This window comes from Alistipes sp. Marseille-P5061 (assembly GCF_900290115.1).
GTDB classification, from domain to species: Bacteria; Bacteroidota; Bacteroidia; order Bacteroidales; family Rikenellaceae; genus Alistipes; species Alistipes excrementigallinarum.
On the sequence record NZ_LT985749.1, the window covers coordinates 403,418 to 428,068 of the forward strand.

At 62.9% G+C, this 24,651-nt stretch carries 24 protein-coding genes and 1 tRNA gene; 10 read left to right on the forward strand and 15 right to left on the reverse strand.

The features are described from left to right. The first annotated feature begins 31 nt into the window (after window positions 1-31). The 7 genes from C8267_RS05525 to C8267_RS05555 all read left to right on the forward strand — a co-directional run bounded on the left by C8267_RS05525 (window position 32) and on the right by C8267_RS05555 (window position 5,542). Complete coding sequence (locus C8267_RS05525; RefSeq protein WP_106633966.1) at window positions 32-535, forward strand: PspC domain-containing protein; 504 nt, start codon at window positions 32-34, stop codon at window positions 533-535. A gap of 12 nt (window positions 536-547) precedes the next feature. Beyond that, window positions 548-763 carry a PspC domain-containing protein gene (locus tag C8267_RS05530; RefSeq protein WP_106633967.1) on the forward strand — a complete coding sequence of 72 codons (216 nt, stop codon included), beginning with the start codon at window positions 548-550 and terminating at the stop codon, window positions 761-763. Between the two features lie 4 nt (window positions 764-767). Next, window positions 768-1,106 (forward strand): PadR family transcriptional regulator, encoded by a 339-nt coding sequence (locus C8267_RS05535; protein ID WP_087361653.1) that lies wholly within the window; start codon window positions 768-770, stop codon window positions 1,104-1,106. Between the two features lie 22 nt (window positions 1,107-1,128). Then, window positions 1,129-1,977: a head GIN domain-containing protein gene (locus tag C8267_RS05540; protein WP_106633968.1), complete on the forward strand. Its 849-nt coding sequence runs from the start codon at window positions 1,129-1,131 to the stop codon at window positions 1,975-1,977. 45 nt (window positions 1,978-2,022) lie between these two features. Beyond that, window positions 2,023-3,321, forward strand: a complete 1,299-nt coding sequence (locus C8267_RS05545) for a PspC domain-containing protein (RefSeq protein ID WP_106633969.1) — start codon at window positions 2,023-2,025, stop codon at window positions 3,319-3,321. Between the two features lie 201 nt (window positions 3,322-3,522). Then, complete coding sequence (gene pfkA / locus C8267_RS05550; RefSeq protein ID WP_106633970.1) at window positions 3,523-4,503, forward strand: 6-phosphofructokinase; 981 nt, start codon at window positions 3,523-3,525, stop codon at window positions 4,501-4,503. A gap of 37 nt (window positions 4,504-4,540) precedes the next feature. Then, window positions 4,541-5,542 carry an adenosine kinase gene (locus C8267_RS05555; RefSeq protein ID WP_087361719.1) on the forward strand — a complete coding sequence of 334 codons (1,002 nt, stop codon included), beginning with the start codon at window positions 4,541-4,543 and terminating at the stop codon, window positions 5,540-5,542. 315 nt (window positions 5,543-5,857) lie between these two features. On the opposite strand, the gene C8267_RS05560 is transcribed toward C8267_RS05555, so the two are convergent. Together C8267_RS05560 and C8267_RS05565 are read right to left on the reverse strand one after the other, a co-directional pair. Beyond that, window positions 5,858-6,751, reverse strand: coding sequence for a glycosyltransferase family 2 protein (locus tag C8267_RS05560; protein ID WP_106634173.1), 894 nt, complete (start codon window positions 6,749-6,751; stop codon window positions 5,858-5,860). 68 nt (window positions 6,752-6,819) lie between these two features. Then, window positions 6,820-7,800: an IS30-like element IS4351 family transposase gene (locus C8267_RS05565; RefSeq protein WP_005794072.1), complete on the reverse strand. Its 981-nt coding sequence runs from the start codon at window positions 7,798-7,800 to the stop codon at window positions 6,820-6,822. A 180-nt stretch (window positions 7,801-7,980) separates the two neighbouring features. Between C8267_RS05565 and C8267_RS05570 the strand changes: the two genes are divergently transcribed. Beyond that, window positions 7,981-10,113 (forward strand): protein-disulfide reductase DsbD family protein, encoded by a 2,133-nt coding sequence (locus tag C8267_RS05570; protein WP_106633971.1) that lies wholly within the window; start codon window positions 7,981-7,983, stop codon window positions 10,111-10,113. A gap of 270 nt (window positions 10,114-10,383) precedes the next feature. Next, window positions 10,384-11,190, forward strand: coding sequence for a hypothetical protein (locus C8267_RS05575; protein WP_087361659.1), 807 nt, complete (start codon window positions 10,384-10,386; stop codon window positions 11,188-11,190). Between the two features lie 119 nt (window positions 11,191-11,309). Here C8267_RS05575 and C8267_RS10975 read toward each other — a convergent pair whose 3' ends face one another. The 13 genes from C8267_RS10975 to C8267_RS05635 form a co-directional block, all read right to left on the reverse strand. Continuing rightward, a complete protein-coding gene (locus C8267_RS10975) occupies window positions 11,310-11,483 on the reverse strand; it encodes a hypothetical protein (protein WP_199792080.1) in 174 nt (57 codons plus the stop codon). 175 nt (window positions 11,484-11,658) lie between these two features. Then, complete coding sequence (locus C8267_RS05580; protein WP_158699726.1) at window positions 11,659-12,363, reverse strand: DUF4919 domain-containing protein; 705 nt, start codon at window positions 12,361-12,363, stop codon at window positions 11,659-11,661. A gap of 311 nt (window positions 12,364-12,674) precedes the next feature. After that, a tRNA-Met gene (locus C8267_RS05585) sits at window positions 12,675-12,750 on the reverse strand. Window positions 12,751-13,111: 361 nt separating this feature from the next. Next, window positions 13,112-14,893 carry a (Fe-S)-binding protein gene (locus C8267_RS05590; RefSeq protein WP_087361661.1) on the reverse strand — a complete coding sequence of 594 codons (1,782 nt, stop codon included), beginning with the start codon at window positions 14,891-14,893 and terminating at the stop codon, window positions 13,112-13,114. Between the two features lie 58 nt (window positions 14,894-14,951). Next, window positions 14,952-15,287, reverse strand: a complete 336-nt coding sequence (locus C8267_RS05595) for a 4Fe-4S dicluster domain-containing protein (protein WP_087361662.1) — start codon at window positions 15,285-15,287, stop codon at window positions 14,952-14,954. 5 nt (window positions 15,288-15,292) lie between these two features. Continuing rightward, window positions 15,293-16,300 (reverse strand): FAD-dependent oxidoreductase, encoded by a 1,008-nt coding sequence (locus tag C8267_RS05600; RefSeq protein WP_087361663.1) that lies wholly within the window; start codon window positions 16,298-16,300, stop codon window positions 15,293-15,295. Between the two features lie 358 nt (window positions 16,301-16,658). Continuing rightward, window positions 16,659-17,753: a heterodisulfide reductase-related iron-sulfur binding cluster gene (locus C8267_RS05605; protein ID WP_087361664.1), complete on the reverse strand. Its 1,095-nt coding sequence runs from the start codon at window positions 17,751-17,753 to the stop codon at window positions 16,659-16,661. 2 nt (window positions 17,754-17,755) lie between these two features. Continuing rightward, complete coding sequence (locus tag C8267_RS05610) at window positions 17,756-18,454, reverse strand: 4Fe-4S dicluster domain-containing protein (protein WP_087361665.1); 699 nt, start codon at window positions 18,452-18,454, stop codon at window positions 17,756-17,758. Between the two features lie 584 nt (window positions 18,455-19,038). Beyond that, window positions 19,039-19,533 (reverse strand): dihydrofolate reductase, encoded by a 495-nt coding sequence (locus C8267_RS05615; RefSeq protein ID WP_087361666.1) that lies wholly within the window; start codon window positions 19,531-19,533, stop codon window positions 19,039-19,041. A 107-nt stretch (window positions 19,534-19,640) separates the two neighbouring features. Continuing rightward, a complete protein-coding gene (thyA, locus tag C8267_RS05620) occupies window positions 19,641-20,534 on the reverse strand; it encodes a thymidylate synthase (protein WP_106633973.1) in 894 nt (297 codons plus the stop codon). Continuing rightward, complete coding sequence (locus C8267_RS05625) at window positions 20,531-21,283, reverse strand: UDP-2,3-diacylglucosamine diphosphatase (RefSeq protein ID WP_087361668.1); 753 nt, start codon at window positions 21,281-21,283, stop codon at window positions 20,531-20,533. The genes thyA and C8267_RS05625 overlap by 4 nt, the downstream gene beginning before the upstream one ends. Before the next feature lie 71 nt (window positions 21,284-21,354). Then, window positions 21,355-22,494 carry a TlpA disulfide reductase family protein gene (locus C8267_RS05630; protein WP_106633974.1) on the reverse strand — a complete coding sequence of 380 codons (1,140 nt, stop codon included), beginning with the start codon at window positions 22,492-22,494 and terminating at the stop codon, window positions 21,355-21,357. Window positions 22,495-22,619: 125 nt separating this feature from the next. Continuing rightward, window positions 22,620-23,297, reverse strand: coding sequence for a DUF4290 domain-containing protein (locus tag C8267_RS05635; protein ID WP_087361720.1), 678 nt, complete (start codon window positions 23,295-23,297; stop codon window positions 22,620-22,622). Between the two features lie 191 nt (window positions 23,298-23,488). On the opposite strand from C8267_RS05635, the gene C8267_RS05640 reads away from it, so the two are divergent. Further along, window positions 23,489-24,646, forward strand: a complete 1,158-nt coding sequence (locus C8267_RS05640; RefSeq protein WP_106633975.1) for a sigma-54-dependent transcriptional regulator — start codon at window positions 23,489-23,491, stop codon at window positions 24,644-24,646. The last annotated feature ends 5 nt before the right edge of the window (window positions 24,647-24,651 follow it).

The window sequence follows — 24,651 nt, forward strand, 5'->3', positions numbered from 1 at the left end:
AAATAACCTTACAAATTTACAACCTGCGACCATGAAAGAGACCATCAACGCCAACATCGGCTCGCTGGCATTCACACTCGACCGCGACGCGTACGAAAAGCTCAAGGCCTACTTCGCCGACATCCGCAGGCGGCTGCCCGAGGGGGATACCGAGACGCTCGACGACATCGAGCGCCGCATGGCCGAAATCTTCCGCGAAAAGGTGAACACACCGATGCGGGTGGTCACCCTCGACATCGTCCAGGCGGCCATCGCACAGATGGGTGCTCCCGACGACTTCGGAGCTCCGCGCAGCGGAGGCGAGGAGGCCGAATGCGAAGAGCAGCCCCGCGAAGTGCTCCGCCGCCAGCTGCGCCGCTCGCGCAAGGACCGCTCGATAGCCGGCATCTGCGGCGGCATCGCCGAGTTCTTCGATACGGACCCGACCCCCATCCGGCTCGCAACGCTGCTGCTGATTCTCTTCGGCGGACTCTCGCTCTGGGTCTACATCCTGCTCTGGATTGTCATCCCGAACGCCCCCGAAACCGACAACTAAAAAGACCTGACCATGAATACGAACACACGACCGAAACTCTACCGTTCGACGGACCGCGTCATAGGCGGCGTCTGTGGCGGAATTGCCGAATACTTCGGACTCGACATCTCGACGATTCGCATCGTCACCCTGATTCTGATTCTCTTCGGCGGGCTCTCGCTCTGGGTCTACATCCTGCTCTGGATTATCATCCCGAACGCTCCCGACCGTTACACCCTAAACCGATAACGTCATGGCTGAAGACAATGTAAAGGTACAGATGCGCAAGGGCATCCTTGAATACTGCATTCTCGCCATTCTTTCGCGGGAGGATTCCTACGCGCCGAAAATCATCGCCGAGCTCAAGGAGGCCCGGATGATTGTGGTCGAGGGTACGCTCTACCCGATTCTCACCCGGCAGAAAAACGCCGGACTGCTCACCTACCGCTGGGAGGAGTCCCCGCAGGGACCTCCCCGCAAGTACTACTCGCTCACCGAGAAGGGACGCGAAAGCCTCGCACAGCTCGACGAGGCGTGGGACGAACTCGTCCGACAGATTCAAGTCATCCGTCACGGAAAACCACAGGAATAACCATCAAAAAAAGACCAATACCATGAAAACACGATTCATCACCGCCATTCTGCTCCTCGCCGCTCTGGTCGGCTCGTCGCTCAACGCCCAGGCCGCATGGCCCGGCAAACGCTGCAAGGGGAGCGGCAAACTCATCACCCGCGAAATTGCGGTGGCTCCCTTCACGGCCCTTGAGGTCAGCAACGGCGCCAACGTAACCCTCACCACGGGCTCGGGTCCGGCCGTGGTCGAGACCGACGACAACATGATGGAGTATGTCGAGGTCAAGGTGGAGGACGGAACGCTTACCATCGGCTTCGAAGGCGAGTGCACGAGCCTGACCAACGTCACGCTGCGCGTCACCGTCCCGACCGACGGCCGGTTGAACCGGCTGCGCGCCTCGGGCGCCTCGAAGATTGTCGCCGAACCCGTACTGCAGAGCAAGAACCTCAAGCTGCGCCTCTCGGGGGCCTCGAAGCTGGTTGCCGTCGTCAAGTGCGGCACCTGCGCCCTGGACATCTCGGGAGCCTCGAAGGCCGAAGTGGGCGGCGACATGGATGTCTGCGAGGCCGAGGTCTCGGGCGCCTCGAACCTCAACCTGGTGGCCAAGGCCGACCGCTGCCTGCTCGATGCCTCGGGCGCCTCGAAAATCAACGCCTCGGGCTCGGCCAACTTCGCCAGCATCGAGGTCTCGGGCGCCTCGAACTTCAACGCCGAGGACTTCGTCACCACGACCTGCGTCGTCAGCGCCTCGGGCGCCTCGAACGCCCGCGTCAACTGCTCGAGCAAGCTGACGGCCGAGGCCAGCAGCGCCTCGAAAATCACCTACTCGGGCAACTGCACGAACAACACGATTGAGAGCTCGGGCGCCTCGACCGTAAAGCGCAAGTAAAACCGGCAGCACACGCATCGAACAACCCTCGAAACAGACAACGCCATGAACAACATAAAGAAATGCAGCATCTCGGGCGTCGCCTTCACGCTCGACGAAGAGGCCTACAAGACCCTGGAAGCCTATCTCGACTCGCTCCGTGCATCCTACGGTGAGACGGCCGACGGGAAGGAGATTGTCGCCGACATCGAGGCCCGCATCGCCGAACTGATTCTCTCGACGCAGGAGGGCGACCGCGTAGTCCAGAAACCCCTCATCGACAACATCATCGCCCAGATGGGCTCGGCCCGCGACATCTCGGAGGAGAGCTCCGAGGAGGGCAGCGCCGGGGAGTCCTCCCCCAAGGAGCCCCGCATTCCGCGCCGCCTCTACCGCGACACGGCCAACGCCAAGCTGGGCGGCGTATGCGCCGGCATCGGCAAATACTTCGACATCGACCCCGTATGGGTGCGTCTGGCGATGTTCCTGCCGCTGATATTCACCTGCATGGGGGGCATTACCTTCCTCGGATGGATGTCGCAGATTTTCGGAAACCTCTTCGGCATCTTCATCATCTGCTACCTGATTATGTGGTTCGTCGTGCCGGTGGCACGCACGGCCCGCCAGAAGCTGGAGATGAAAGGTGAACGCATTACCGCCGAGTCCATCCGCGAGACGACCGAAGCGGCCGGCAACGACCCCGACCGCCGCGCACGGCCTATCGTCGCCGAGACGGTCTCCGTATTCGGCAAGGTGGTGCTCATCCTGCTCAAGCTCATCGCCGGAGTGATTGTCTTCTCGCTCATCGTGCTGGCCATCGTGCTGGTAGTCGGCCTTCTGGGCGTCATCATCAGCGGTCCGGGCAGCATCTTCCCGAGCCAGCTCGACAACGATATCTGGGTAAGCATTTTCGGCATCACCTCGTTACTGATTCCCGTCATCCTGCTCATCTACGTGCTGATGTGCCTCATCGCCTCGCGCAAACCGGGAGGCAAACCCGTGCTGGGCTTCTTCCTCGTATGGCTGGCCAGCATCGCCGCCTGCATCGGAGCGGCGCTCTACGAGGGCCACGACGAGGGTATCTTCTCGCGCCACGACTCGAAGGAGCAGCTGATGAAGACCGACATCGTCATCGACGGCGATTCGACCACCGTGGGACGGCTGCTCCACGAGAGCGACGACGTCGAGAGCGTCGTCGACGCCGACAACCGGACGCTGCGCCTCAACCTGAAGAACGGGGACCGGAACATCGAAATCACGGTCGACGCCAACACCAAGACGCTGCAGGTGCGCGAGGCGGAGCCGAAGGCCGACTCCACCCCGGAGGCCGGAATTCCGAAGACCGAGGCCTCGAAAGCCAAATAACACGGCGGCTCGCAGCTGCCGGGGCGGAAGAGCGGCTGGACACTTTGGTACACCGGCGCCGCTTCGTTTCACAAAAAAGGCCTTCCCGACCATCGGGAGGGCTTTTTTCGCTGCCAAAGGTCGGCACAAGGGCCCCGTTTTTGAGAATATTGAGAAAATATCGCTATCTTTGGGCGGTTTTACAATCCAACTACGACAATTATGGCTGGCATCAATTGTATCGGCATTCTCACCTCGGGAGGCGACGCCCCCGGCATGAATGCAGCAATCCGCGCGGTCACCCGCACGGCCATCTTCAAGGGCTTCTCGGTCAAGGGCATTATGCGTGGCTACAAGGGCCTTGTGTTCAATGAAATCGTCGAATTCAAATCCCGCAGCGTCAGCAACATCATCCAGCAGGGCGGCACAATCCTCAAGACGGCCCGCTGCAAGGAGTTCATGACGGCAGAGGGACGCAAGTCTGCCTATGAGAACATGGTGGCGGCCGGCATCGACGCTCTGGTGGTCATCGGCGGCGACGGCTCGCTGACCGGTGCCAACATCTTCGCACAGGAGTACAACGTCCCGATTGTGGGGCTGCCGGGCACCATCGACAACGACCTGGGCGGCACCGACTCGACCATCGGCTACGACACGGCGCTGAACACCATCATGGAGGCGGTCGACAAGCTGCGCGACACGGCCTCGAGCCACGAGCGGCTCTTCTTCGTCGAGGTGATGGGCAACACGGCCGGCTATCTGGCGCTCAACAGCGCCATCGCTACCGGCTCCGAGGCGGCCATCATCCCGGAGATGGAGACCGAGGTCGACCAGCTGGGCGAACTCATCAACCACGGCTTCCGCAAGAGCAAGAATTCGGCCATCGTCATCGTCGCCGAGAACCCCAAGACGGGCGGTGCGACGGCTCTGGCCGAGCGCGTCAAGCAGGAGTTCCCGCAGTACGACGCCCGCGTCACCATCCTGGGCCACATCCAGCGCGGCGGCTCGCCCTCGGCCATCGACCGCATCCTAGCCTCGCGCATGGGCGAAGCGGCCATCGAGGCCCTCATCGAGGGGCAGCGCAACGTGATGATTGGCATGCACAACGGCGAAATCGTCTACGTCCCCTTCTCGAAGGCCATCCAGCACAACAAGGGAATCAACCGCAACGACATCGAGCTGGTCAAGATTCTCTCGATTTGATTTTTCACCCGGAAACCTCTCACGCGACCCAATGACTATCAAAAGCGTAATCGGCATCGGCAACGCCCTGACGGACATGCTCGTCAACCTGAAGACCGACTCGGTCCTCGGACGGTTCAAACTGGCCAAAGGCTCGATGAGCCTGGTGGATACCTACCTGCAGACCGAAATCTCGAAATCGGTGGCGGGACTCCCCTACTCGCTCTCGCTCGGCGGCTCGGCCGGCAACACCATCCGTGCCATGGCCCGTCTGGGCTGCAAGGTGGGCTTCATCGGCAAGGTGGGCCCCGACACCACGGGTGACTTCTTCGAGCAGGCGCTCGAGAACCTGGGCGTCGAGCCCATCGTCTTCCGCGGCCTCGAGCGTTCGGGCAAGTGCGTATCGCTCATCTCGGCCGACGGCGAGCGGACGATGGTCACCCATCTGGGCGCCGCCCTCGAGCTGCAGGCCGAGGAGATTGTCCCCACCATCTTCGACGGCTACGACTGCCTCTACGTCGAGGGCTACCTGGTCCAGGACCACAAGCTCATCGAGGGGGCCATCCGCACGGCCAAGCAGTGCGGGCTGAAGGTGGCCATCGACCTGGCGAGCTTCAACATCGTGCAGGAGAACCGCGAATTCCTGCGCCGTCTGGTCTCGGAGCAGGTCGACATCGTCTTTGCCAACGAGGACGAGGCGCGGGTCTTCACCGAGGAGGCCGAGCCGCTCAATGCGCTGCAGGCCATCTCGCAGATGTGCGAACTGGCGGTGGTGAAAATCGGCACCAAGGGAGCCCTCATCAAGCACGGCGACGAGGTGGTCCACGTCGGCATCATGGCCGCCGCCAAGCGGGTCGACACCACAGGCGCCGGTGACTTCTACGCCGCGGGATTCCTCGCAGGGCTCTGCGACGGGCTCTCGCTGCGCCAGTGCGGCACCATCGGCGCCATCACGGCCGGCAAGGTCATCGAGGTGGTGGGCACGACCTTCGGCGAGGAGGCGTGGGAGGAGATTTTCCGACTGGTCAACAAGGTCAAGCACGAGAAGTATCTCTTCTGATAACAACAGTCGTGCACCGCGGGGCTGAGCTTCCGACCGGGCGCGAAGGAGAACAAAGCGGGGCGGTACCTGATGGGTACCGCCCCGCTTTTATCTTCATCCGGACCGATAGGACCGTCGCCGGCGCCGCTTCCCGTCGGACCGCCCGCACCGCCGCTTCCCATGGGCTGACCGCCCGGACCGGTTTTCCCGGTCGCTCCCCCGCCCCGGGCTGGCCGTACCGCTCGATTTTTTCCGTCCCCCGGGCCGCTCGATTTTTTCCGCCCCCCGGACCGGCCGTGCACCTCAACACCGCAGGCCCCGGCAGCAGCCGGATCAGTCGCGCGCCAGAAGCCCCCGCGTGATGCCCCATCGCATGCGCAGCAGCCACAGCGAGCGGCGCGGAGTAAGCGTACAGGCAAGCAGCAGCGAGGCGCACCACTTGCCCGCCTCAACCAGGAGCGCCTTCGCATAGCGCCCGTGCATCTTCGCCCGCTGGCGCTGGCTCTCGCCCACGTGGTAGCTCAGGCGCCGGAAGTAGTCGGACGTCAGCTTCGACGAGGGGATAATGTGCCACATCACCGCTCCTGGTACGTACCACAGGCGGATGCCGCCCGCGCGCAGCCGCTCGAAGAAATCGCTCTCCTCGCCGCCCACCAGCTTGCCGCCCACGCGGCCCAGCGTGACGTCGAAGGCGCCGAAGCGCTCGACGATACGGCGGCGGATGGCCATGTTGCCGCCGCCGGGAATCCGCGACGCGGGAAATTCACACACCGCATCGCCCAGGTCGAGCGGATTGGCAATCGGCCGCTCGGTGAGCGGCGAGAGCCAGTCGGGCCGTCCCGAAGGGTATTCGGGAATGATTTTCCCGCCGGCCGCCTCGGCCCCGGGCCATGCGTCGAAGAAGGCGATGTAGGCCCGCACGAAGCCCGCATTGATACGCTCGTCGTCGTCGATGACGGCAATCAGTTCGCCCGTCGACTCGGCGATGCCGCGGTTGCGGGCATGCGAAAGGCCCTGATTGCGTTCGGTAACCATGCGCAGGTTGAACTCCGCGTGGCGCGCCGCAAATTCGGCAAAGCGCGCCTCGGTGTCGTCCGTCGAGTTGTTGTTGACCACCACGCACTCCCATTCCCCGGCCGGCGCATCCTGCGCAACGACCGACTCGAGTGCCCGCAGCATCTGTCCCGCGCGGTTGTAGGTGGCAATTATGAGGGAAAGTCGAATCATCGCGTAAATGTACGCAAAATCCGGCAAAATAGGTTATCTTTGCACAAAAGTATTATTTTGAGCTGAATTCAACTTGCAAATGCAACAGAATTCTGATTAATAATTTGTTTAAATTTTTCGTTTGGCGTGAGGTATCCAAGTCTTTTACGAGGTCGATTATTGAGTTTATTTTCAATCCACTTAATCTGTTTGTTGGTTACTTCACTAAAGTCCTTACCCTTTGGGATATACTGCCTGATAAGCCCGTTGGTGTTTTCATTGGCACCACGTTCCCATGAGTGGTATGGTTTGCAAAAATAGAATTTTATTTCCAATTTTTGCGCAATTTCCTCGTGCTTTGCAAACTCCTTTCCATTGTCAGCCGTAATTGTGTGTATTAAGTTTTTCACTTTCCGCAGTGCCCATACTGCAATCTTAGCTACCGGGATGGCTTCTTTTCCCGACAACTTGCGTATCCAGACCCTGCTTGTTGCTCTGTCGTTAATGGTAAGAATGGCACCTTTGTGGTTCTTACCAATAATTGTATCTATCTCTAAATCACCAAATCTCTCCTTCAGTTCCACTATCTCGGGACGCTCATCAATATCCACCCTGCCTGGGATAAATCCTCGCCCTGCATTTTTAGAACCACGTTTGGCATACCTGCGACCTTGTCTGCGAAGATATTTGTGCAGTTTGCCACCCCGCCGCTTATCCTCCCAAATCCAGCGATATATCGTTTCGTGAGATACCATCGCAATTCCCTCCAAGCGGCTCCTGCCGACAATCTGCTCCGGGCTGAATCCTTTCTTCAACAGCTTTATTATCCGTTTTCTCATTGCCGGTGTAAGCACTTCCTTGCGATGTTTTTGCTGCTTGCGCCTGTCTGCTTTTCGCTGGGCAAGCTCCATGCTATAGCTACCACTTCGGGCGTCGCAATTGCGCTTTATCTCCCTGTAAACAGTGCTTTTATCTACTCCGATAGCTTCCGCTATTGCTTTTTTGCTCATCGGTATTTGCAACATCATAGAAATTGCATACCTTTGTTCCTCGGTTATATGTTTGCTCATCTGCAACTTTTTTTTCTTTGGACGGACAATTAAAGCAAAGATAGCAAACTTTATCCATTCAGAGTGAGAGAAAGGGGGACATTGTCTCTCTTTCCTCTCTGAAAAATAAATGTTTTTATTGCTTATTATCCGCACCCAAAAAGTTGCATTTATAAGTTGAACTCAAGTGAAACTCATACCATGCAGAAACTCATCCAACGCATCCTTTTGCCGCTTCTTGCGCTGACGCTCGGCGTCACGACGCTCCACGCCCAGGAGGTAGGCTGGACGGGCTCGGTCGAGCCGCTCGGCGGAGCGGAGTACGAGCTCCGCTTCGAGGCCGCCATCCCCTCGGGCTTCCACATGTACGATATGGGTCCCTACGAAAGGGGCCCCAACCCCACGGTCATCACGCTGAGCCCCGAGGCAGGGGTCGAGCTGGTCGGCAGCGTCGAGCAGCGCACGAAACCCCACCGCTACTTCGACCAGATGTTCGGCATGGAAATCGGCACCTTCTCGGGCAAGGCCCTCTTCACGCAGCGCGTGCGCCTCACCGCAGCGCAGGCCAAGGTGCGGGCCGCCATCGAGTGGATGATTTGCGACGACAAGAGCTGCATGCCCCCCTCGGATACGGAGCTGACGCTCGTGGTCGGCGCGGCCGCCGCTCAGGGTGGGGCAGCCGAGGCGACGGCCGCCCCGGCAGGCGGTGAAAGCGTCGCAACCCCGGCCGCCGCAACGGAGCGCGTGAGCGACACGGCCGCAACCTCCGGAAGTGTCGCAGCAGCCGAGACCTCAACCACCGCCGGAACCGCCGCCGAAGCCGCTCCGGCCAAGGATGCCGCCGGCAGCGGCTCGCTCTGGTCGCTCATCATCGAAGCGATTCTCTGGGGCTTTGCCGCACTGCTCACCCCCTGTGTCTTCCCCATGGTGCCGATGACCGTCTCGTTCTTCATGAAGAGCTCCGGGAAGCCGGCACTCGGACGCTTCCGCGCCGGCATGTACGGCTTCTTCATCGTAGCGCTCTACACGCTGCCCATCGCCGCCATCATCGTCATCACGCGCCTGGTGGGCGGCGACGCCGTCACGGCCGACATCTTCAACTGGCTGGCCACGCACTGGCTGCCCAACCTCATCTTCTTCGCCGTCTTCATGCTCTTCGCCGCCTCGTTCTTCGGAGCCTTCGAAATCACGATGCCCTCGTGGATGGTCAACAAGAGCGACTCGAAGGCCGACTCGAAGGGGCTGGCAGGCATCTTCTTCATGGCGCTGACGCTCGTGCTGGTCTCCTTCTCGTGCACGGGCCCCATCGTCGGCTCGGTACTCATCAAATCGACCGCCGGCGAGTTCTGGAGCCCGATTGTCACCATGCTGGCCTTCTCGCTCGCCTTTGCACTCCCCTTCACCCTCTTCGCCTTCTTCCCCTCGATGCTCAAGAAGCTCCCCAAGAGCGGCGGCTGGCTCAACTCGGTGAAGGTCGTGCTGGGATTCGTCGAGGTGGCGCTCGGCTTCAAGTTCCTCTCCGTGGCCGACCAGACCTACCACTGGGGACTGCTCGACCGTGAGGTCTACCTGGCCATCTGGATTGTGGTCTTCGCCATGCTAGGCTTCTACCTGCTGGGCAAGCTGCGCTTCGCCCACGACGACGAAGTGCAGCACGTCGGCGTGGGACGGCTGGCGCTCGCCATCGCCGTCTTCACGTTCGTCGTCTACCTCATCCCCGGCATGTGGGGCGCCCCGCTCAAGGCGCTCTCGGGCTACCTGCCGCCGCTGACAACCCAGGACTTCGTCCTCGGACAGACGACCTCGGCAGGAGCTTCCGTATCGGCAACGGCGCCCCTCAGGACCGTCGACGGCAAGGCGCCCAAGTACAGCGACGTGCTCTATCTGCCCCACGGGCTCGAGGGATTCTTCGACCTGAAGGAGGCCGAGGCCTACGCCGCCCGCGCCGGCAAGCCGCTCTTCATCGACTTCACGGGCCACGGCTGCGTCAACTGCCGCGAGATGGAGGCCCGCGTCTGGTCCGACCCCCGCGTGCTGGAGCTGCTGCGCAACGACTACGTCATCTGCGCCCTCTACTCCGACGACAAGGTGGAGCTTCCCGAGAGCGAGTGGGTCACCACCGAATCGGGCAAGGTGCTGCGCAGCCTGGGCAAAATCAATGCGCACTATGCGCTGAAGACCTTCGGGGTCAACGCGCAGCCCTACTACGTGCTGCAGGGTCGCGACGGACGCATGCTGGTCGAGCCGCGCGGTTATGACCTCGATGTCGAGGCCTTCGTCGACTTCCTCCGCCGCGGCGTCGAAGCCTACCGGGCCGAGGAGCAGGGCCGATAGCATCCACAACGCCCCGCACCCGCTCCATACTTCACCCAACGCCACCACAAGAGCCTCTGCCTCAAGGCAGAGGCTCTTTCTCTTGTACCTTTTCCCGGAGTGCGGATTATCCTCAAGGAGCTCCTCGTTTTCGGGTCAAAACTATTGTTATTCAAAAAACAATTTCTATATTTGTGAAAGGAGCTCCGAAAAGGACCAACCGGACGGCCCTCCGGAGCATCCATGAACCCAACCCTTTCACCCATCATCTAACCCTTAAAACCCCATCACATGAAAAGCATCTGGTTCCGGACGCTTGCGGCAACGGCTCTTCTGACGCTGTCGCTCGGCTGTTCGTCGGAGCAGGAGACTCCGCCCCCGCAGCCCGAATTTCCCGAAGTCAAGGTCGACATCACCGAAGTGACGGTCGGCTATCTGCGCACGACGGCCGAGCCCAACATCAAGGTCTCGCGCTACGCCCTGATTCTTGCCGCCCAGAACATCTGGGAGATGCAGCTCGAGACCCACGGCACCGAGGCCGCCACGGTCGAATACCTCATGGAGAACGACCCTGCGTGCATCTACACCGAGACGGTCGAGAGGCTGCTCATCCCGCTCAACGGTTCGCTCGACTTCGACTACTGGCTCGTCTGCGCCGTGATGGACGAGAGCGGCGCACTCTACTCCATCGAGAAGCTGCCCGTACGTTCGCCCTCCTACACCGAGAACGCCCCCGAGGCGACGATGACCATCGAGGTTGGCGAGCTCACCCCGACCACCGCCCGGCTGATACATACACCCGACGCCAACACGGTCGGATACTACACCCTCATCTACACCCGGGAGCGCTACGAGGAGATGCTCAACACGGCCCGCACCGACCCCTCCATCGCGGAAATCTACCCCAACCCGGAGGATTACGTCGTCTACTTCCTGCGCTGGGAGGGATGGCGCTGGTTCGAGCGTGAGGACAACATCTGGCAGGAGCTCACACCCGGCACGGAGTACATGGCCGTCGGGGCTCCCTTCAACGTCAACGGCTTCGAGCAGGGTGCCGGCAGACTGGCCACGGCGTCGTTCACCACTCCGCAGCAGTAACACCGCACGGCGGCCGGCGGTCGGAACCTCGACCGGTCGGAACACGGCAAGACGCAAGCGGGCGGCCCTCCACGCATGGAGAGCCGCCCGTCAACGTTCCGAAAGGAGACCGGGGAGGGTCACTTGACCGCCTCGGGATGCTTCTCGCCGAAGGCCTCGCGGAGCTCCTGCTCCTTGCGCTCGCGTTCACGCTCCGTCGGGGCCTCGCCCTCGCGGACGATGTGGTGGATGTTGCGTTCAAAGTTGCGCTCGCAGGGGTCGCAGGGCTGCTGTTTGTTCTCTTGCTTGTTCATACGTTCGCTGTTTTGGTGGTTAACACCGTAGGCCGTGCAATTTCTGGGCCGAAGAGTTCGGAAGCTCCGCCCTGACCACTAAAACCGCACAACTCCACCCCACAGGGAGCGGCAGGGGCTGCCCTGCGGCGCCACACGTCCGCCCCTGCTGCCGGTCGGCAGCTCCGCAGCCGGGTTATTTCCCGCCTCCGAACATTGCGGCCTCGAGCTCGAGCACCCGCGTCGCATCGAAATAGATGACCGAGTCGGGGTAGAGCCTGTTGCCCTTTCCGAGCTCGAAGACATTGCAGCAGTCGATGAGCGACTGGCTTCCGAATGCATCCAGCTCGAGGTAGTGGCCCATGAAGAGATACTCGTCGGCGATTTTGGTCACGTGGAAGGGGTGCTCCTCGCTGCCGTAACCCGTTGCCGCTATCGTATCGAGCAGACGGATGGCCCGGGAGTAGTAGCCCTGACCCTCCTCGTGAGCGTGCGACTCGTCGCCCGCCTCACGCATGTTGGCTATGGCATAGGCCGCCCGGATGAGTGCCTTAATGTTGACGGGATTGACGGCGAGCACCTTCTCGGCCTGCGCCAGCGCTTCGGCATAGTTCTCCTCCGAATAGGCCTGGTCCATCGCATGCACCAGACGCTCCTCGCTGTCGTTGGTCAGCAGCGACTGCCCGAAGTAGGCGATGATTTGGTCGGGATAGGTCAGCGTCGTGTCGCGCTGCGGTGTGGAGATTCTCCGCACCAGTTCACGGACCCGCTCGGGCTCCTCCTTCACCAGGGTCTTGAGCTCTTTCCAGTCCACAGGATGAATCTGATACTGATACTGCGCCGTGGCGCACAGGCTGCACAGAAGTGCCAGCACCGACAAGATAGCGGCTTTGATGTTCATAAGGGGTATTTTTTGAAGGGAATCATCGTCCATCGGCCCTCTCCGCCGGACGGAATGCACCGCCGCAGCGGCTCCGGAGCCGCCTGCTGCCGGCGACGGAGCTCCGCGGAAACGAAGCCGGAAGCCGGACGGCGACATCCGGTTCGGGCGGGCCGGATGGTTAAATATACGAATAATCGGCTGCAAATGCAACCCGTGCAGACGGCAACCGGGCTTCGGGACGGACCAGCGGGGCAAAAAATCCGGAAACGGACGAACAATCCGGAGGAAACGGCAAAAAAAGACGGACAACCCGTTTGAGTTGTCCGTCGTGGTAGCGGGAGGAGGACTCGAACCTCCGGCCTTTGGGTTATGAGCCCAACGAGCTACCAACTGCTCCATCCCGCGATATGTCTTTGAGTGTAGAACTATCGCCTTTGCGACTGCAAAGATAAGGCAAAAATACGGCTTTGCCAAATATTTTTTAAATATTTTTCAGAAAAGCTCCGCGCAGCGCTATGAATCAGCCGCTTGCGGGGTGGAACTCCGCCGTCCCCGCACGGATTCTGCGGGTCCGAAACCAGCCACGAGAGTCCGAACCGCCCCCAAGCACCGAAAATTACATCGCGCTCCGGCACCCAGGGGCCCCGACACCCACGCTCCCCGGCATCCCGACGCCTCGGCTCCCTGGCCCCTGGCAGGGCGTCTCCGCCCGGCTAGCTGTCTCAGCACGGTCCCTCCCGGAACCTCGGCCACGCGTCGCCGACGGCTACTGCATGCTGGCAGCCACCACCTCGGCAAGGTCCTTCACCTCGTGACGCGTACCGCGTACCAGCGCCTTCTTGCAGAGCGGACAGGCGGTGACAATCACCTCGGCGCCCGTCGCCTCCAACTCGCCCGTGACCGAGCGTGCAATCTGCAGCTGCTGGCCGTCCGAGATGGCCAGATTGGCCACCGAGGAGCCGCAGCAAAGGGCATTTTCGCGCGTCTGGGCCGGTTCGAGCAGCTCGCCCACCGCCTCGATGACGGCACGCGGCTCGTCGTAGATGCCGCTGCCGCGCCCCAGTTCGCAGGGGTCGTGGTAGGTATAGCGCGTGGCACCGTGCTTGACCTGCAGGCGTCCGGCGCGCATCAGGCGGAGGATATACTCCGAATGGTGCAGCACCTCGATGCCGTCGAGCGCATAATCCTCGCGGAAGACCTTCAGACAAATCGGGCACGAGGTGACCAGCGTCGTAATGCCGTGCTTGCGGAAGAGCTCCGTATTGTACTGCATCATCTTGCGCGCCGAGTCGGTCTCGCCCGCCAGCTTGAGCGGACGGCCACAGCAGACGCCTCCCTCGCGGTCGGCCCACCACACCTCCTCGCCCGCAGCGCGGAAGAGCTGCTCCATGGCCGTGAGCGTACGGGGCGTGAGCAGCGTCATGCAGCCGGCGAAGTAGCCCACCTTGCCCTCGCCCTGCGAGCGGTCAAGCCCCTTGAGGTAGCCGTAGCGCCGCTCGTCGGGCACGTTGCGCATCTTGTCGCGCGAGTTGAGCCGCAGCGTATTGAGGTCGATGTCCACGGGGCACTTCTCGACGCAGCGGCCGCACATGAGGCAGTTGTCGGCCGTGGCCAGCCGCAGCGTGTGGTAGCGGCGGTCACGCAGGAAGTAGACCGACTGCACGTCGTTGATGCCCAGCACGCTCTGCAGCTGGCAGGGGTCGATGCAGATGCCGCAGCGCGAGCAGGCCTCGACCTGGAAGTGGTCGTAGGAGGACTCCTTCTCGGTCGAACGGAGGCGGTAGCGGCGCAGGAAGATGAGCGGAATCTCGGTAAAGATGTGCATGTAGCGCGAGAAGGGGAGCGCCACGAAGAAGATGCCGAGGCACGAGGAGTAGAACCACCAGGCCACCGATTCGAGCGTCATGAGCGTGAGCATCTCGACGTGGGCGGCCAGCCAGCTGCCCAGACCGCCCGTGAGGAAGCCACCGCCGCCGTAGATGGCGCAGGTGACGCTCTCGGCCACCAGCCGGGCCGGGAAGATGAACCACAGCGCCGAGAGGGCCACGCGGTCACCCAGAACATGGTGCGTCGTGCGGCGCATGCCCATGGCCTTCGAGTAGAAGCGCTTGCCCCAGGCCAGCGCCACACCCGAGAGGACGAAGAGCAGCAGCAGGTCCATCACGAAGTCGAAGAAGGGCTTGTGCTCGAGCCCCGTGGCGAAGTACTTGAAAAAGACGTGGCCCTGCAGCGGCACCCAGCGCAGCCCGAGGTACGAGAGTGTCTCAAGCCACCCGACCGCAATGAGGAGGAACCACCCGAAGGCGAGCGACATGTGCATGTAGCCCAGCAGGGGGTTCACCCGGAAGATGCGCCGGTGGAGCAGCGACTCGCTCACCACCTCGCCCAGAGCTTCCAGCGTCCGGCGTGTGGGGATTCCCTTCAGAATGAGCATCTTGTCGGCACGCGGCAGTCGGTAGAGCCACGTACCCCACTTCCAGAGCAGCACGGCGAACATCAGCGCCGCGCCCACGATGAAGGGGATGCAGAATGGTGCGTAGAATGTCATATCCAAAAACTCTCCATGCCGCCCCCGCGCCGGGGTGCGGCTCCGTAGGGCGCTCCGCTCAGAAGTCGCCCAGTTTGCGTTTAATCAGCAGGACCACGCCCCGCGTATTGATGCCGCGCGGGCAGACCAGCCGGCATTTGCCGCAGAGCATGCACTTGTTCATCTCCTCGTAGGCGCCCTGGTACTCGCCGCGCCGCACGAGGGTGTGGACCTTGCGGAAATTGAACTGCGTCAGGTTGCCGGCCGTGCAGATGGCCGTGCAGGCCCCGCAGCCGATGCAGGTCTGCAGCTCGGGCATCTCGCGCAGAATCTCGTCGCTCTTGCGCAGGTTGTTGCGGTCGAGGTCGATGGCGCGGGGCTTCGAAATCGTATATCCGAAATTGATGGTTGCCATAAGCGTCAGGCTCTGAGGTATTCCATGGCGGCATCGGCTGCCACCGTGCCTTCGTTGAGGGTCTCGCCGATGTTCTTGGGGGCCGTGATGCAGCCCGCATAGAAGATGCCCTCGACGTTGCTGCGGGCGTTGCCCAGGAACATGTCGCGGGGCTCCATGAAGCCGCTCGGGGCGCGCTTCAGACCGGCCTGCTCGGCGAAGGGGGCGTTCGAGTCGTTGGCCCGCATGCCGATGAGCAGCACCAGCATGTCGACGCTCATGCGCAGCGGACGCCCCGTGAGCGTATCCTCGGCCTTGATTTGAATCCGGTTGTCGATGGTCGGGCTCGCCTCCGAAATGCGGCCGCGCACGAAGTGGATGTTGTAGCGCTGCTGCGCCTCGCGGTACATCTCCTCGTAGCCGGGGCCGAACATGCGGATATCCATGTAGAAGTTGAAGACGTCGGCCTCGGGGAAGAGGCGCTTCATCTCGATGGCCTGCTTGACGCCCGTGATGCAGCAGACGCGCGAGCAGTGCTGCTGGCACACCTTCTCGTCGCGCGAACCGACGCAGTGCAGGAAGGCAATCCGCTTCGGGCGCGAACCGTCGGCGCAGGCCACGCGCCCCTCGGCGAACATCCGCTCGAGGTCGGCCGAGGTGATGACGTTGTCGTAGATGCCGTAGCCGTACTCCTCCTTGACCGTGGCGTCAAAGAGCGTGAAGCCCGAGGCGACCACCACCGAGTCGCACGGCAGCGTGCGGCCGTCGGCGAGCGTGACGCTCTGCCGCGTAAAGCCGCTCACCTCGGTCGAGGTCATCACCTCGATGCCGCGCTCCTGAACGCGGCGGCGCAGCTCGGAGAGCACCTCCGAGGCGGGGGTAAAGGTGGGGAAAAGGACATACCAGCCGCGCAGCTTGCCGCCCAGCTCGGCCTCCTTCTCGATGATGAGGGGCTCGGCGCCCTGCTCCGAAAGACGGAGCGCCGCCTGCATGCCGGCCACGCCTCCTCCTATGACGATTACTCTTCTGTTCATGTATTGCGTTGTCGTGTCTTGTCTCTCTGTTCGTCTGCCGCCGACCGCCGGGGCAGCTGTCGCGGCAGTTGCGGTGGCAGTTGCGGCAGTCGCTCATTCCTTACCTGAGCCCCGGAATCCGCCCGGCGGCCCAGGTTTTCTGCTGACCGGGGCCCGAGAACCATCCGGTCGTCAAGTGCTCCGGTCTCCTGAGCCCCGAAATCCGCCCGGCCGCCCAGATTTTCTGCCGACCGGGGGCCGAGAACCATCCTGCCGTCAAGATGCTCCGGCCGCCTGAGCCCCGAAATCCGTCCGGCAACCGAAGATGCGCCCCGCTGTGCTCCGTTCGGCACGGAAAGGGCCTGGTCCGCGGCGCGGATTACTCGCGGATGTCGTAGACCGTGTCGCTCGGGCGGCAGTTGACCACCGCCGATTCGGGCTTGCCGATGAACTTGCCATTGCGGCCCAGATACTTCGCCGCGGGGTCGTACTCGACCCCCATCTTGTCGAGCAGCGGCTCGACGTCGACCTGGTGCATCTGCATGCCCAGCTCCCAGGGGTCGTATCCCAGCACCAGACCGGCCATCTCCTCGTAGGTCAGCACAGGGATGCCGTGGCCGTTCTCGCCGTAGGTCGTGCCCTCCATCTCGGCAATGGCATACTGCCACTTGTCGAGGAACATGGCGCAGCCCGGGCAGTTGGCCACGATGAAGTCGGGCTTGTAGGGGGCCATGCTCTCGAGCTTCTTGTGCGAGTTGGCAATCGAGTAGCCGCGATTGGCCTGCACCAGGTAGTTGCGGAAGCCGAAGCCGCAGCAGTGGCGCCGCTCGGGGTAGTCGACGCACTCGCCGCCCCACGCCTCGACCATGCCGGCCAGCACGTAGGGAAACTCCGAACCGCCGATGCCCGACTTGGGGAAAATCTTGGCATAGTGGCAGCCGATGTGCTCAACCACGCGCAGCGGCTCGCCCGTCACGGCGTTGACGAGCCGACGCTTGGCACGGGCGGCAATCTCGTTGCGGAAGTGGAAGACGATGTCCGACGTGTGGGCCAGGCTCTTCGGCTTGCGGAACTCGCGCCCCGTGGCCTTGAGCAGATACTCGCGCGTGCGCTCCTCGGTTTCGGGAAACTCGTTCCAGGTGGCCAGCACCTCGGTGTAGACGCCGAAGGAGGTGATGCACGACGAAATGAAGTTCTCGTAGCCCGCCTCGGTCATCAGCGCGAACTGCCGCGCCACCACCGTCATGATGGTCTCCAGCGGCACGATGTCCGAGTGGTAGCCGATGCCCGTGCACGAGGAGTGCAGCGGGTCGTCGAGCACGTCGCGTCCCAAATCGTTGTGCAGGATGTCGAGAAAGGCCTTCTCGCTGCCCGGGAAGAAGTTCTGCCGGATGCAGCTGCGGGCGTAGTAGTAGCGGTCGTCCGCGATTTCCTTCTGGTACTCGTTCCAGCTTTTGCGTCGTATCGTCGTCATTGTCAGTCGTGTTCGTTGCTGTTGTAGCGGAAAACATCCATCATGTAGTTCTGGTCGGCACCCTCCTCATAGCCCATCTCTCGGGCCTTGCGGTCCGAGAAGCGCTCGATGCGGTCGAAGAACTCGCTGCCGCCGCTCACCTCGAAGATACGGTGCAGCTCGTCGAGCGAGCCGGCGTCGAGGCGGCGCAGCGCACCGGCGCCGTGGCGCATGTAGACGGGCGTGAAGCGGCCGAAGACCTCCTTGTCGTTGTCGAAAATCCACTTCCAGACGGTGCCCTGCTCGGGGTGCAGCTCGGGCTTGACCATCCGAGGCACTATGCAGTAGCCCGTGCGGAGGATGTTGTCGCCGATGATGCGTTTGAGCGCCAGCTGCTGGCGCCCCTTCTCGCTCTCGACGAAGAAGCCCAGCTTCTGCGAGAGGCTCCGCAGCGCCTGGATGACATAGCCCGGCGTATTGCCGCGCGGGCAGCGGGGGCGGCACGACATGCACTCGCCGCAGTACCAGATGGTATCGCTCTTGAGCAGCGCCTCGATGGCCTCGTCGTCGCGCGACTGGACGGTGGCGACAATCTGGCGCGGGTCGTAGTTGTAGAACTCGGCCGCCGGGCAGACACCCGTGCAGACGCCGCAGTTCATGCAGGCGTTGAGCCCCTCGCGGAAGCGCACGTCCTCGCAGAGCATATCGAAGTATTTTCCCATAATTGCGTTGGTTCGACTCCCTGCACCGCCCGACTGGCCGGGATTTCCGGCGCCGCACCGTCCGGGGGAGCGCCATGCACGGCGTTGACCGGAGCGGAAAGGGGGATGCAGGGGGAGATGTTTCCGAATGCAAAGGTAGGGATTCGCCCCCGGACGTGCGGTAGTATAAATACCTAATTTCGAAGCGGGGCGCGGGCCGTTCCGGAGGGCGCAGCCGGAGTTGTTCCGGAAGGGGCGCAGCTGCGGTCGGGACAAAAGAAGGCGGAGGGAGAGGCGGAAGGCAGAGGACGGGAGACGGGAAACGAGAAACGAGAAACGGGGAAGCAGGAGACGGGGAGCGGGAAAACAGGAAAACGGTTCCGGAGAGTCGGGCCGGAACGGATGGGACCGTCGGAGCCGGAACAACAAACCCCGAAGCGAAGAGCTTCGGGGAGAAAGTTGGATGGAGTGCCGCAGAGGGCCGCTGCACCCCTTGGAACGGATGCACCAGAGGCGGTCGGGAGAGCGGGTCGGGGAAGTCGGTCGGAAGAGTTGGCCGGGAGAGCCACCTCAGCCTCTACCGCCCTGCTGAACATACCGCCCCCCTACTGCCGTCCGGGGCGGCGGCGCTCCCAGCGTTCGAAGACGAAGGGATGGGGATACTCCCGCCCCGAGGGGTGGGCCTCCGACGAGGCGAGGTGCCACTCCGACGCATCCCACTCCGGGAAGGAGGTGTCGCCCTCGTAGGGGTGGCAGACCCGCGTCAGGTAGAGGCGGTCGGCCAGCGGCAGGGCCTGCTCGTAAATCTGGGCGCCGCCGATGATGAAGAGCTCCTCGTCGTCGGGAAAGAGGGCCAGCGCCTCGTCGAGCGAGCGGGCGACGCGGCAGCCGGGGAACTCCCCGCCGCTGCGCGAGAGCACCACGTTGGTACGGTTGGGCAGCGGACGCCCGAGCGACTCGTAGGTCTTGCGTCCCATGATGACGGGATGTCCCGTCGTGAGGGCCTTGAAGCGCTTCAGGTCCTCGGATATGTGCCACAGCAGGGCATTGCGGTCGCCGATGGTGCCGTTTTCGGCCACGGCCACGATGATTGATACCATCCTTTTCTTCGAATTGGGTTTCTGTTCCGCATTTCGGGTTCGGCACCGGGCCGAACCGCCTCCTTCGCCGGGGGTGCGCCGCGGAATGCGCCCCGGGGCCACTCCGCTCAGAACGACATCGGCGCCTTGATGGCGGGCCAGGGGTCGTAGCCCTCGAGCGTGAAGTCCTCGTAGCGGAAGTCGAAGAGCGACTTCACGGCGGGGTTGAGCCGCATGGTCGGCAGCGGCCGCGGCGTGCGCGAGAGCTGCTCCTCGACCTGCTCCATGTGGTTCAGATAGAGGTGCGTGTCGCCCAGCGTATGGATGAACTCACCGGGCTGCAGGCCGCACACCTGCGCCGTCATCATCGTCAGCAGGGCGTACGATGCGATGTTGAAGGGGACGCCGAGGAAGGTATCGGCGCTGCGCTGGTAGAGCTGGCACGAAAGCCGTCCCTCGGCCACGTAGAACTGGAAGAGAACGTGGCAGGGCGGCAGGGCCATCTGCTCGACCTCGGCCACGTTCCAGGCCGAGACCACGATGCGCCGCGATTCGGGATTGCGGCGTATCAGCTCCACGGCGCCGGCAATCTGGTCAATCACCCCGCCGTCGGGCCGGGGCCAGCTGCGCCACTGGTAGCCGTAGACGTGGTTCAGGTCGCCGTAGCGGTACCCTTCGAGGGGCGACGGCTCGCCCGCCGCCGCAAGGAACTCCTCGCGGCCGAGCGGCTCGGCACCCTGCCGGGCGCACAGCTCGCCATAGTAGCGGTAGGCGTCGTTGTCCCAGATATGGACGCCGTTGCGGACCAGATAGCGGATGTTCGTGTCGCCCGAGAGGAACCAGAGCAGTTCGTGGATGACCCCCTTGAGGAAGACCCTCTTGGTGGTCAGCAGCGGAAAGCCCTCCGCAAGGTCGAAACGCATCTGGTGCCCGAAGACGCTCTGCGTCCCCGTGCCCGTACGGTCGCCCCGCACGACACCCTCCGTGCGGATGCGGCGCAGCAAATCGAGGTATTGTTTCATAGGTCGGGTGTGAAGTGTTCCAATCGAAGGTTGCCCGCCTCGTCGAGCCGGGCGTAGACCGGGCCGCGCTCCCAGCACCCCAGGTGCACCGTATGGAGCGACCCTTCGCGGTAGTCGCGCGCCACGTGCATGTGGCCGAAGACGAAGTGGTCGACCGCGTCCCGATTGCGGGCGGCGTAGCGGCGGGCGTACTCCACCAGCGGGTCGGTCAGCGAGACGGGGGGCGGTCCCTGACGGATGTGCTTGCGGCGCGAATGGGCGCTCCAGGCGTGGCCGAAGCGCATCGCCCAGTCGGGATGCACGCCCCACGAGAAGAGCCACCGCAGCAGACGCGAGCGGAAGACGGCGTTGAGCAGCCGGAGTGCGGGACGCTCGCCGATGTTCATGTTGTCGCCGTGGGCCAGGAAGAGGCGCTGCCCGCAGAGCGTCACGACGCGGGGCGCGGTGTAGACCTCCACGCCGCATTCGCGCGCAAGGTAGTCGCGCATCCACTGGTCGTGGTTGCCCGTGAAGAAGAGGACCCGGATGCCGCGGTCGGTCATCGCCGCCAACCGTCCGAGCGTACGGACGAAGCCCCGGGGCACCACCTCGCGGTACTCGAACCAGAAGTCGAAGATGTCGCCCAGCAGCACCACCGCCTCGGCATCGGCCGAAACGGCGTCGAGCCAGGCGACGAACTGCCGCTCGACCCGGCGGGCGACCTCGGGGCCGCCTCCGCCCAGATGGACATCGGATGTGAAGTAGACCATGCGAAGAGGTAGGTGTTGCGGCCTGACTGCGGCCGGAGCGGCAGCGCCCCGGCTGACCGGGGCGCAGGCTCTTACTGGAGAAGCTCGTCGATTTTCCGGGCCAGCGCCTCGCCGTCGAGGTCGCGGGCCACGATTTCGCCTTCACGGCTGATGAGGTAGCTCGACGGCAGACGCTGCACGTTGTAGAGCTTGAGCGCCGACGAGGCGCCGCCCTGCAGGTCGCTCACCGAAATCCACGGGAGCTGCTGCTCCTGCACGGCCGTAATCCAAAGCGGCTTCGAGGTGTCGATGGCCACCTGGTAGATTTCAAACGGAGCCTTCTGCCGGGCATACTTCGCGTAGAGCTCCTTCAGTTCAGCATTGCGCGCATTGGCGTTGCCCAGTTCGGCCGACCAGAAGTCGACGAGCACCACCTTGCCCTCGAGCGACGAGAGGCGCACCTTCTTGCCGTAGATGTCGCTCAGCTCCAGGTCGGGATAGCCCGTGACGGTAATCTGCGAGGCGAGGTTGAGCCGCGCATCCATCCGGCCGATTTCGGCCAGCAGCACCGGCAGGTAGGGCGAATCGGGATAGCTCTTCTCGAGCGCCTCGGCCACCGTGCGGTAGTAGACCACGTCGCTGTCACCGTTGAAGAGGTTGGCGTCGCCCGGCAGACGCTGGTAGAGCGCAAAGAGGGCCGCCAGCGACGACTTGTGCTCGATGATGAAGCGCAGCTGCTCGCGGCGGATGCGGTAATACTCCTCGGTGTAGGCCTTCACCAGCTCGTCGTGGCGCTCGCCCGCGGGCTGCTGGGCCACCTGCTGGGCAATGTCGTCGAGCCGCTGCACGCCGGCCACGTAGCTCTGGTAGAACTGGCGCAGCAGCTCCGATTCGGCCGAGCCCTCGACCGTATAGTTGCGGGCCACGCTGCCCACCGAGCTGAGCGTCAGGCGGTCGCCTGCGGCCAGCAGCAGCGGGATGCGCTCGCCGTCGTAGACCACGTTGTAGAGCGACGGCGTGGCAGTCGCCTCGCGGACCTCGAAACGGTAGTTGCCCTCCTTGTCGAGCTGGGCCGAGTCGATGATGCGCTCCGAAAGCGGCGTCACCTGTTCGAGGTAGATGTTGCGGGCTTCGTTGCCCACGATGCGTCCCGAAATCCGCACCTTCGACGACTGGCAGGCGCAGAGCGTCGATGCTGCGGCCAGCGCCGCGAAAATAACTTTTCCGTTCATCTATTTTTTGCTTCTTGTTTACGAACCGTACCGCACGCCCGACGTACGACCGCAGCGGGTCGTCCGACGCGGACGCAGTCGGATATGTTTACAAAGATAGGCAATTCCGGATAAAAAACGACGAATCACTTCTGGAAATTGTGCCGCGCGCCGTTGTTTTTCGAGAAATTGCGCGCATGCTGCTGATTGCGGTTTTTCTGCTGCCGCTGCTGCGGACCGCCCTTCTGGGGACGTGCCGTAAAGTGCTGTTTGTAGTCGCTTCGGAGATTGTTCAGTGCAACTTCGTCGATTTCGATGCCACCGCCGGACATCTGCTTGATGTCCTTTACAATCACCTCGTTGTTGGGGTGCTCCTGGTTGTATTCGAAGCTCTTGGCACGCATGTAGCGGGCCAGGTTGTCCACCGTGCGGGCCACGCTCTGACGGTCCTCGACCCCCTCCAGGCTCTGCAGCATCCGCTCGACATACTTGCCGTAGTGCTTATAGGCGATGCGGCTCTGCGTGTAGGGCATGCGGTGCGGCATGACCGTGAGCTCCTGGCGTGAGGGACGCGGATAGGGAGAGTCCACATCCAGCTGAAAATCAGACATGATGAACAGGTGGTCCCAGAGCTTGTGCGTGAAATCGGCCGTATCGCGCAGCAGCGGGTTCAGATTGCCCATCACGGCGATGACGGCCCGCGCCTGGCGGTTGCGCTCGTAGCGGTCCTCAATCTCCATCAGGGAGTCTATCATTTCGTGGATGTGGCGGCCGTACTCGGGCAGAAAGAGCTTGCGCCGCATGTAGTTGTAGTTCTTTTTCATAACGTAATGGTCGCCCGTGCGCTGTTCCGTTCGGTCCTCCGGCTGCACCGGAAGGTCCCGCGCAATGGTCTCGTTCAGAATGCTTTCACCCGCTCCGGCGTTCATCCGGACACAGAGCCCGAACTTGCTCAAACACCGCGGAAAGCAATAACTTTGCGACAAAAATAACAAAAAATCAATAAAAACAAGAGATGGTAAAGGTTTTAATTTTGGACCATTCAAAAAGCGTGCGAAACATCCTGCGCGAGCGGCTCGAATACGAGGGCTACTCGGCCGAGGCAGTCGACGACGAGGCGGCCGCCTCGCGTCTTTGCGAGCGGATACCCTTCGATGTCATCCTCTCCGACACCGGCTGCCGGGTTCCCGATGCGGGCATCCCCTTCATCGCCCTCTCGGGCGACGCCTCCATCGACTCGGCCGTCAAGGCCGTCCGCAGCGGCGCGCGCGACTTCGTGACCAAACCCATCGACATGAACCGCCTGCTGGAGTCCATCCGCCGCACGGTCGCCGAGCCCGATGCAGCCGGGGGTGCGCCGGCGACGGAGAGCCCGGCCGCCGCTCCGGCCCGCACGGCGGCACGGGCGCGCCGCGCACAGACGGCACAGCCCGAAATCATCGGGCAGTCGTCGCAAATCCGCCGGGTGCGGGAGCTGATTGAGAAGGTGGCCCCCTGCGAGGCACGCGTGCTGGTCACGGGCGAGAACGGCACGGGCAAGGAGCTCGTCGCCCGCTGGCTCCACGCACGGAGCCGCCGCGCGGCGGCCCCCTTCGTCGAGGTGAACTGCGCGGCCATCCCCTCCGAACTGATTGAGAGCGAGCTCTTCGGCCACGAGCGGGGAGCCTTCACCTCGGCCGTCAAGCAGCGCAAGGGGAAGTTCGAGCTGGCCAACGGCGGCACGCTCTTCATGGACGAAATCGGCGACATGTCGCTCGCAGCGCAGGCCAAGGTGCTGCGGGCACTGCAGGAGAACAAAATCTGCCGCATCGGCGGCGACAAGGATGTGGCGGTCGACGTGCGCGTCATCGCGGCGACGAACAAGGACCTGCGCGAGGAGATTCGCAAGGGGAACTTCCGCGAGGACCTCTACCACCGCATCGGGGTCATCGTCATCCGGGTTCCGCCGCTGCGCGAACACCCCGAAGACATCCCGGCGCTGGTCGACCACTTCATCCACACGGTCTGCGCCGAGGACGGCACCGCCCCCAAAGAGGTGACCCCCGAGGCGATGCAGCTGCTGCAGGAGATGCCCTGGACGGGCAACATCCGCGAGCTGCGCAACGTGGTCGAGCGGCTGCTGATTCTCTCGGGCGACCGCATCACCCCGGCCGACGTCCATCTCTACTGCTGACGGCG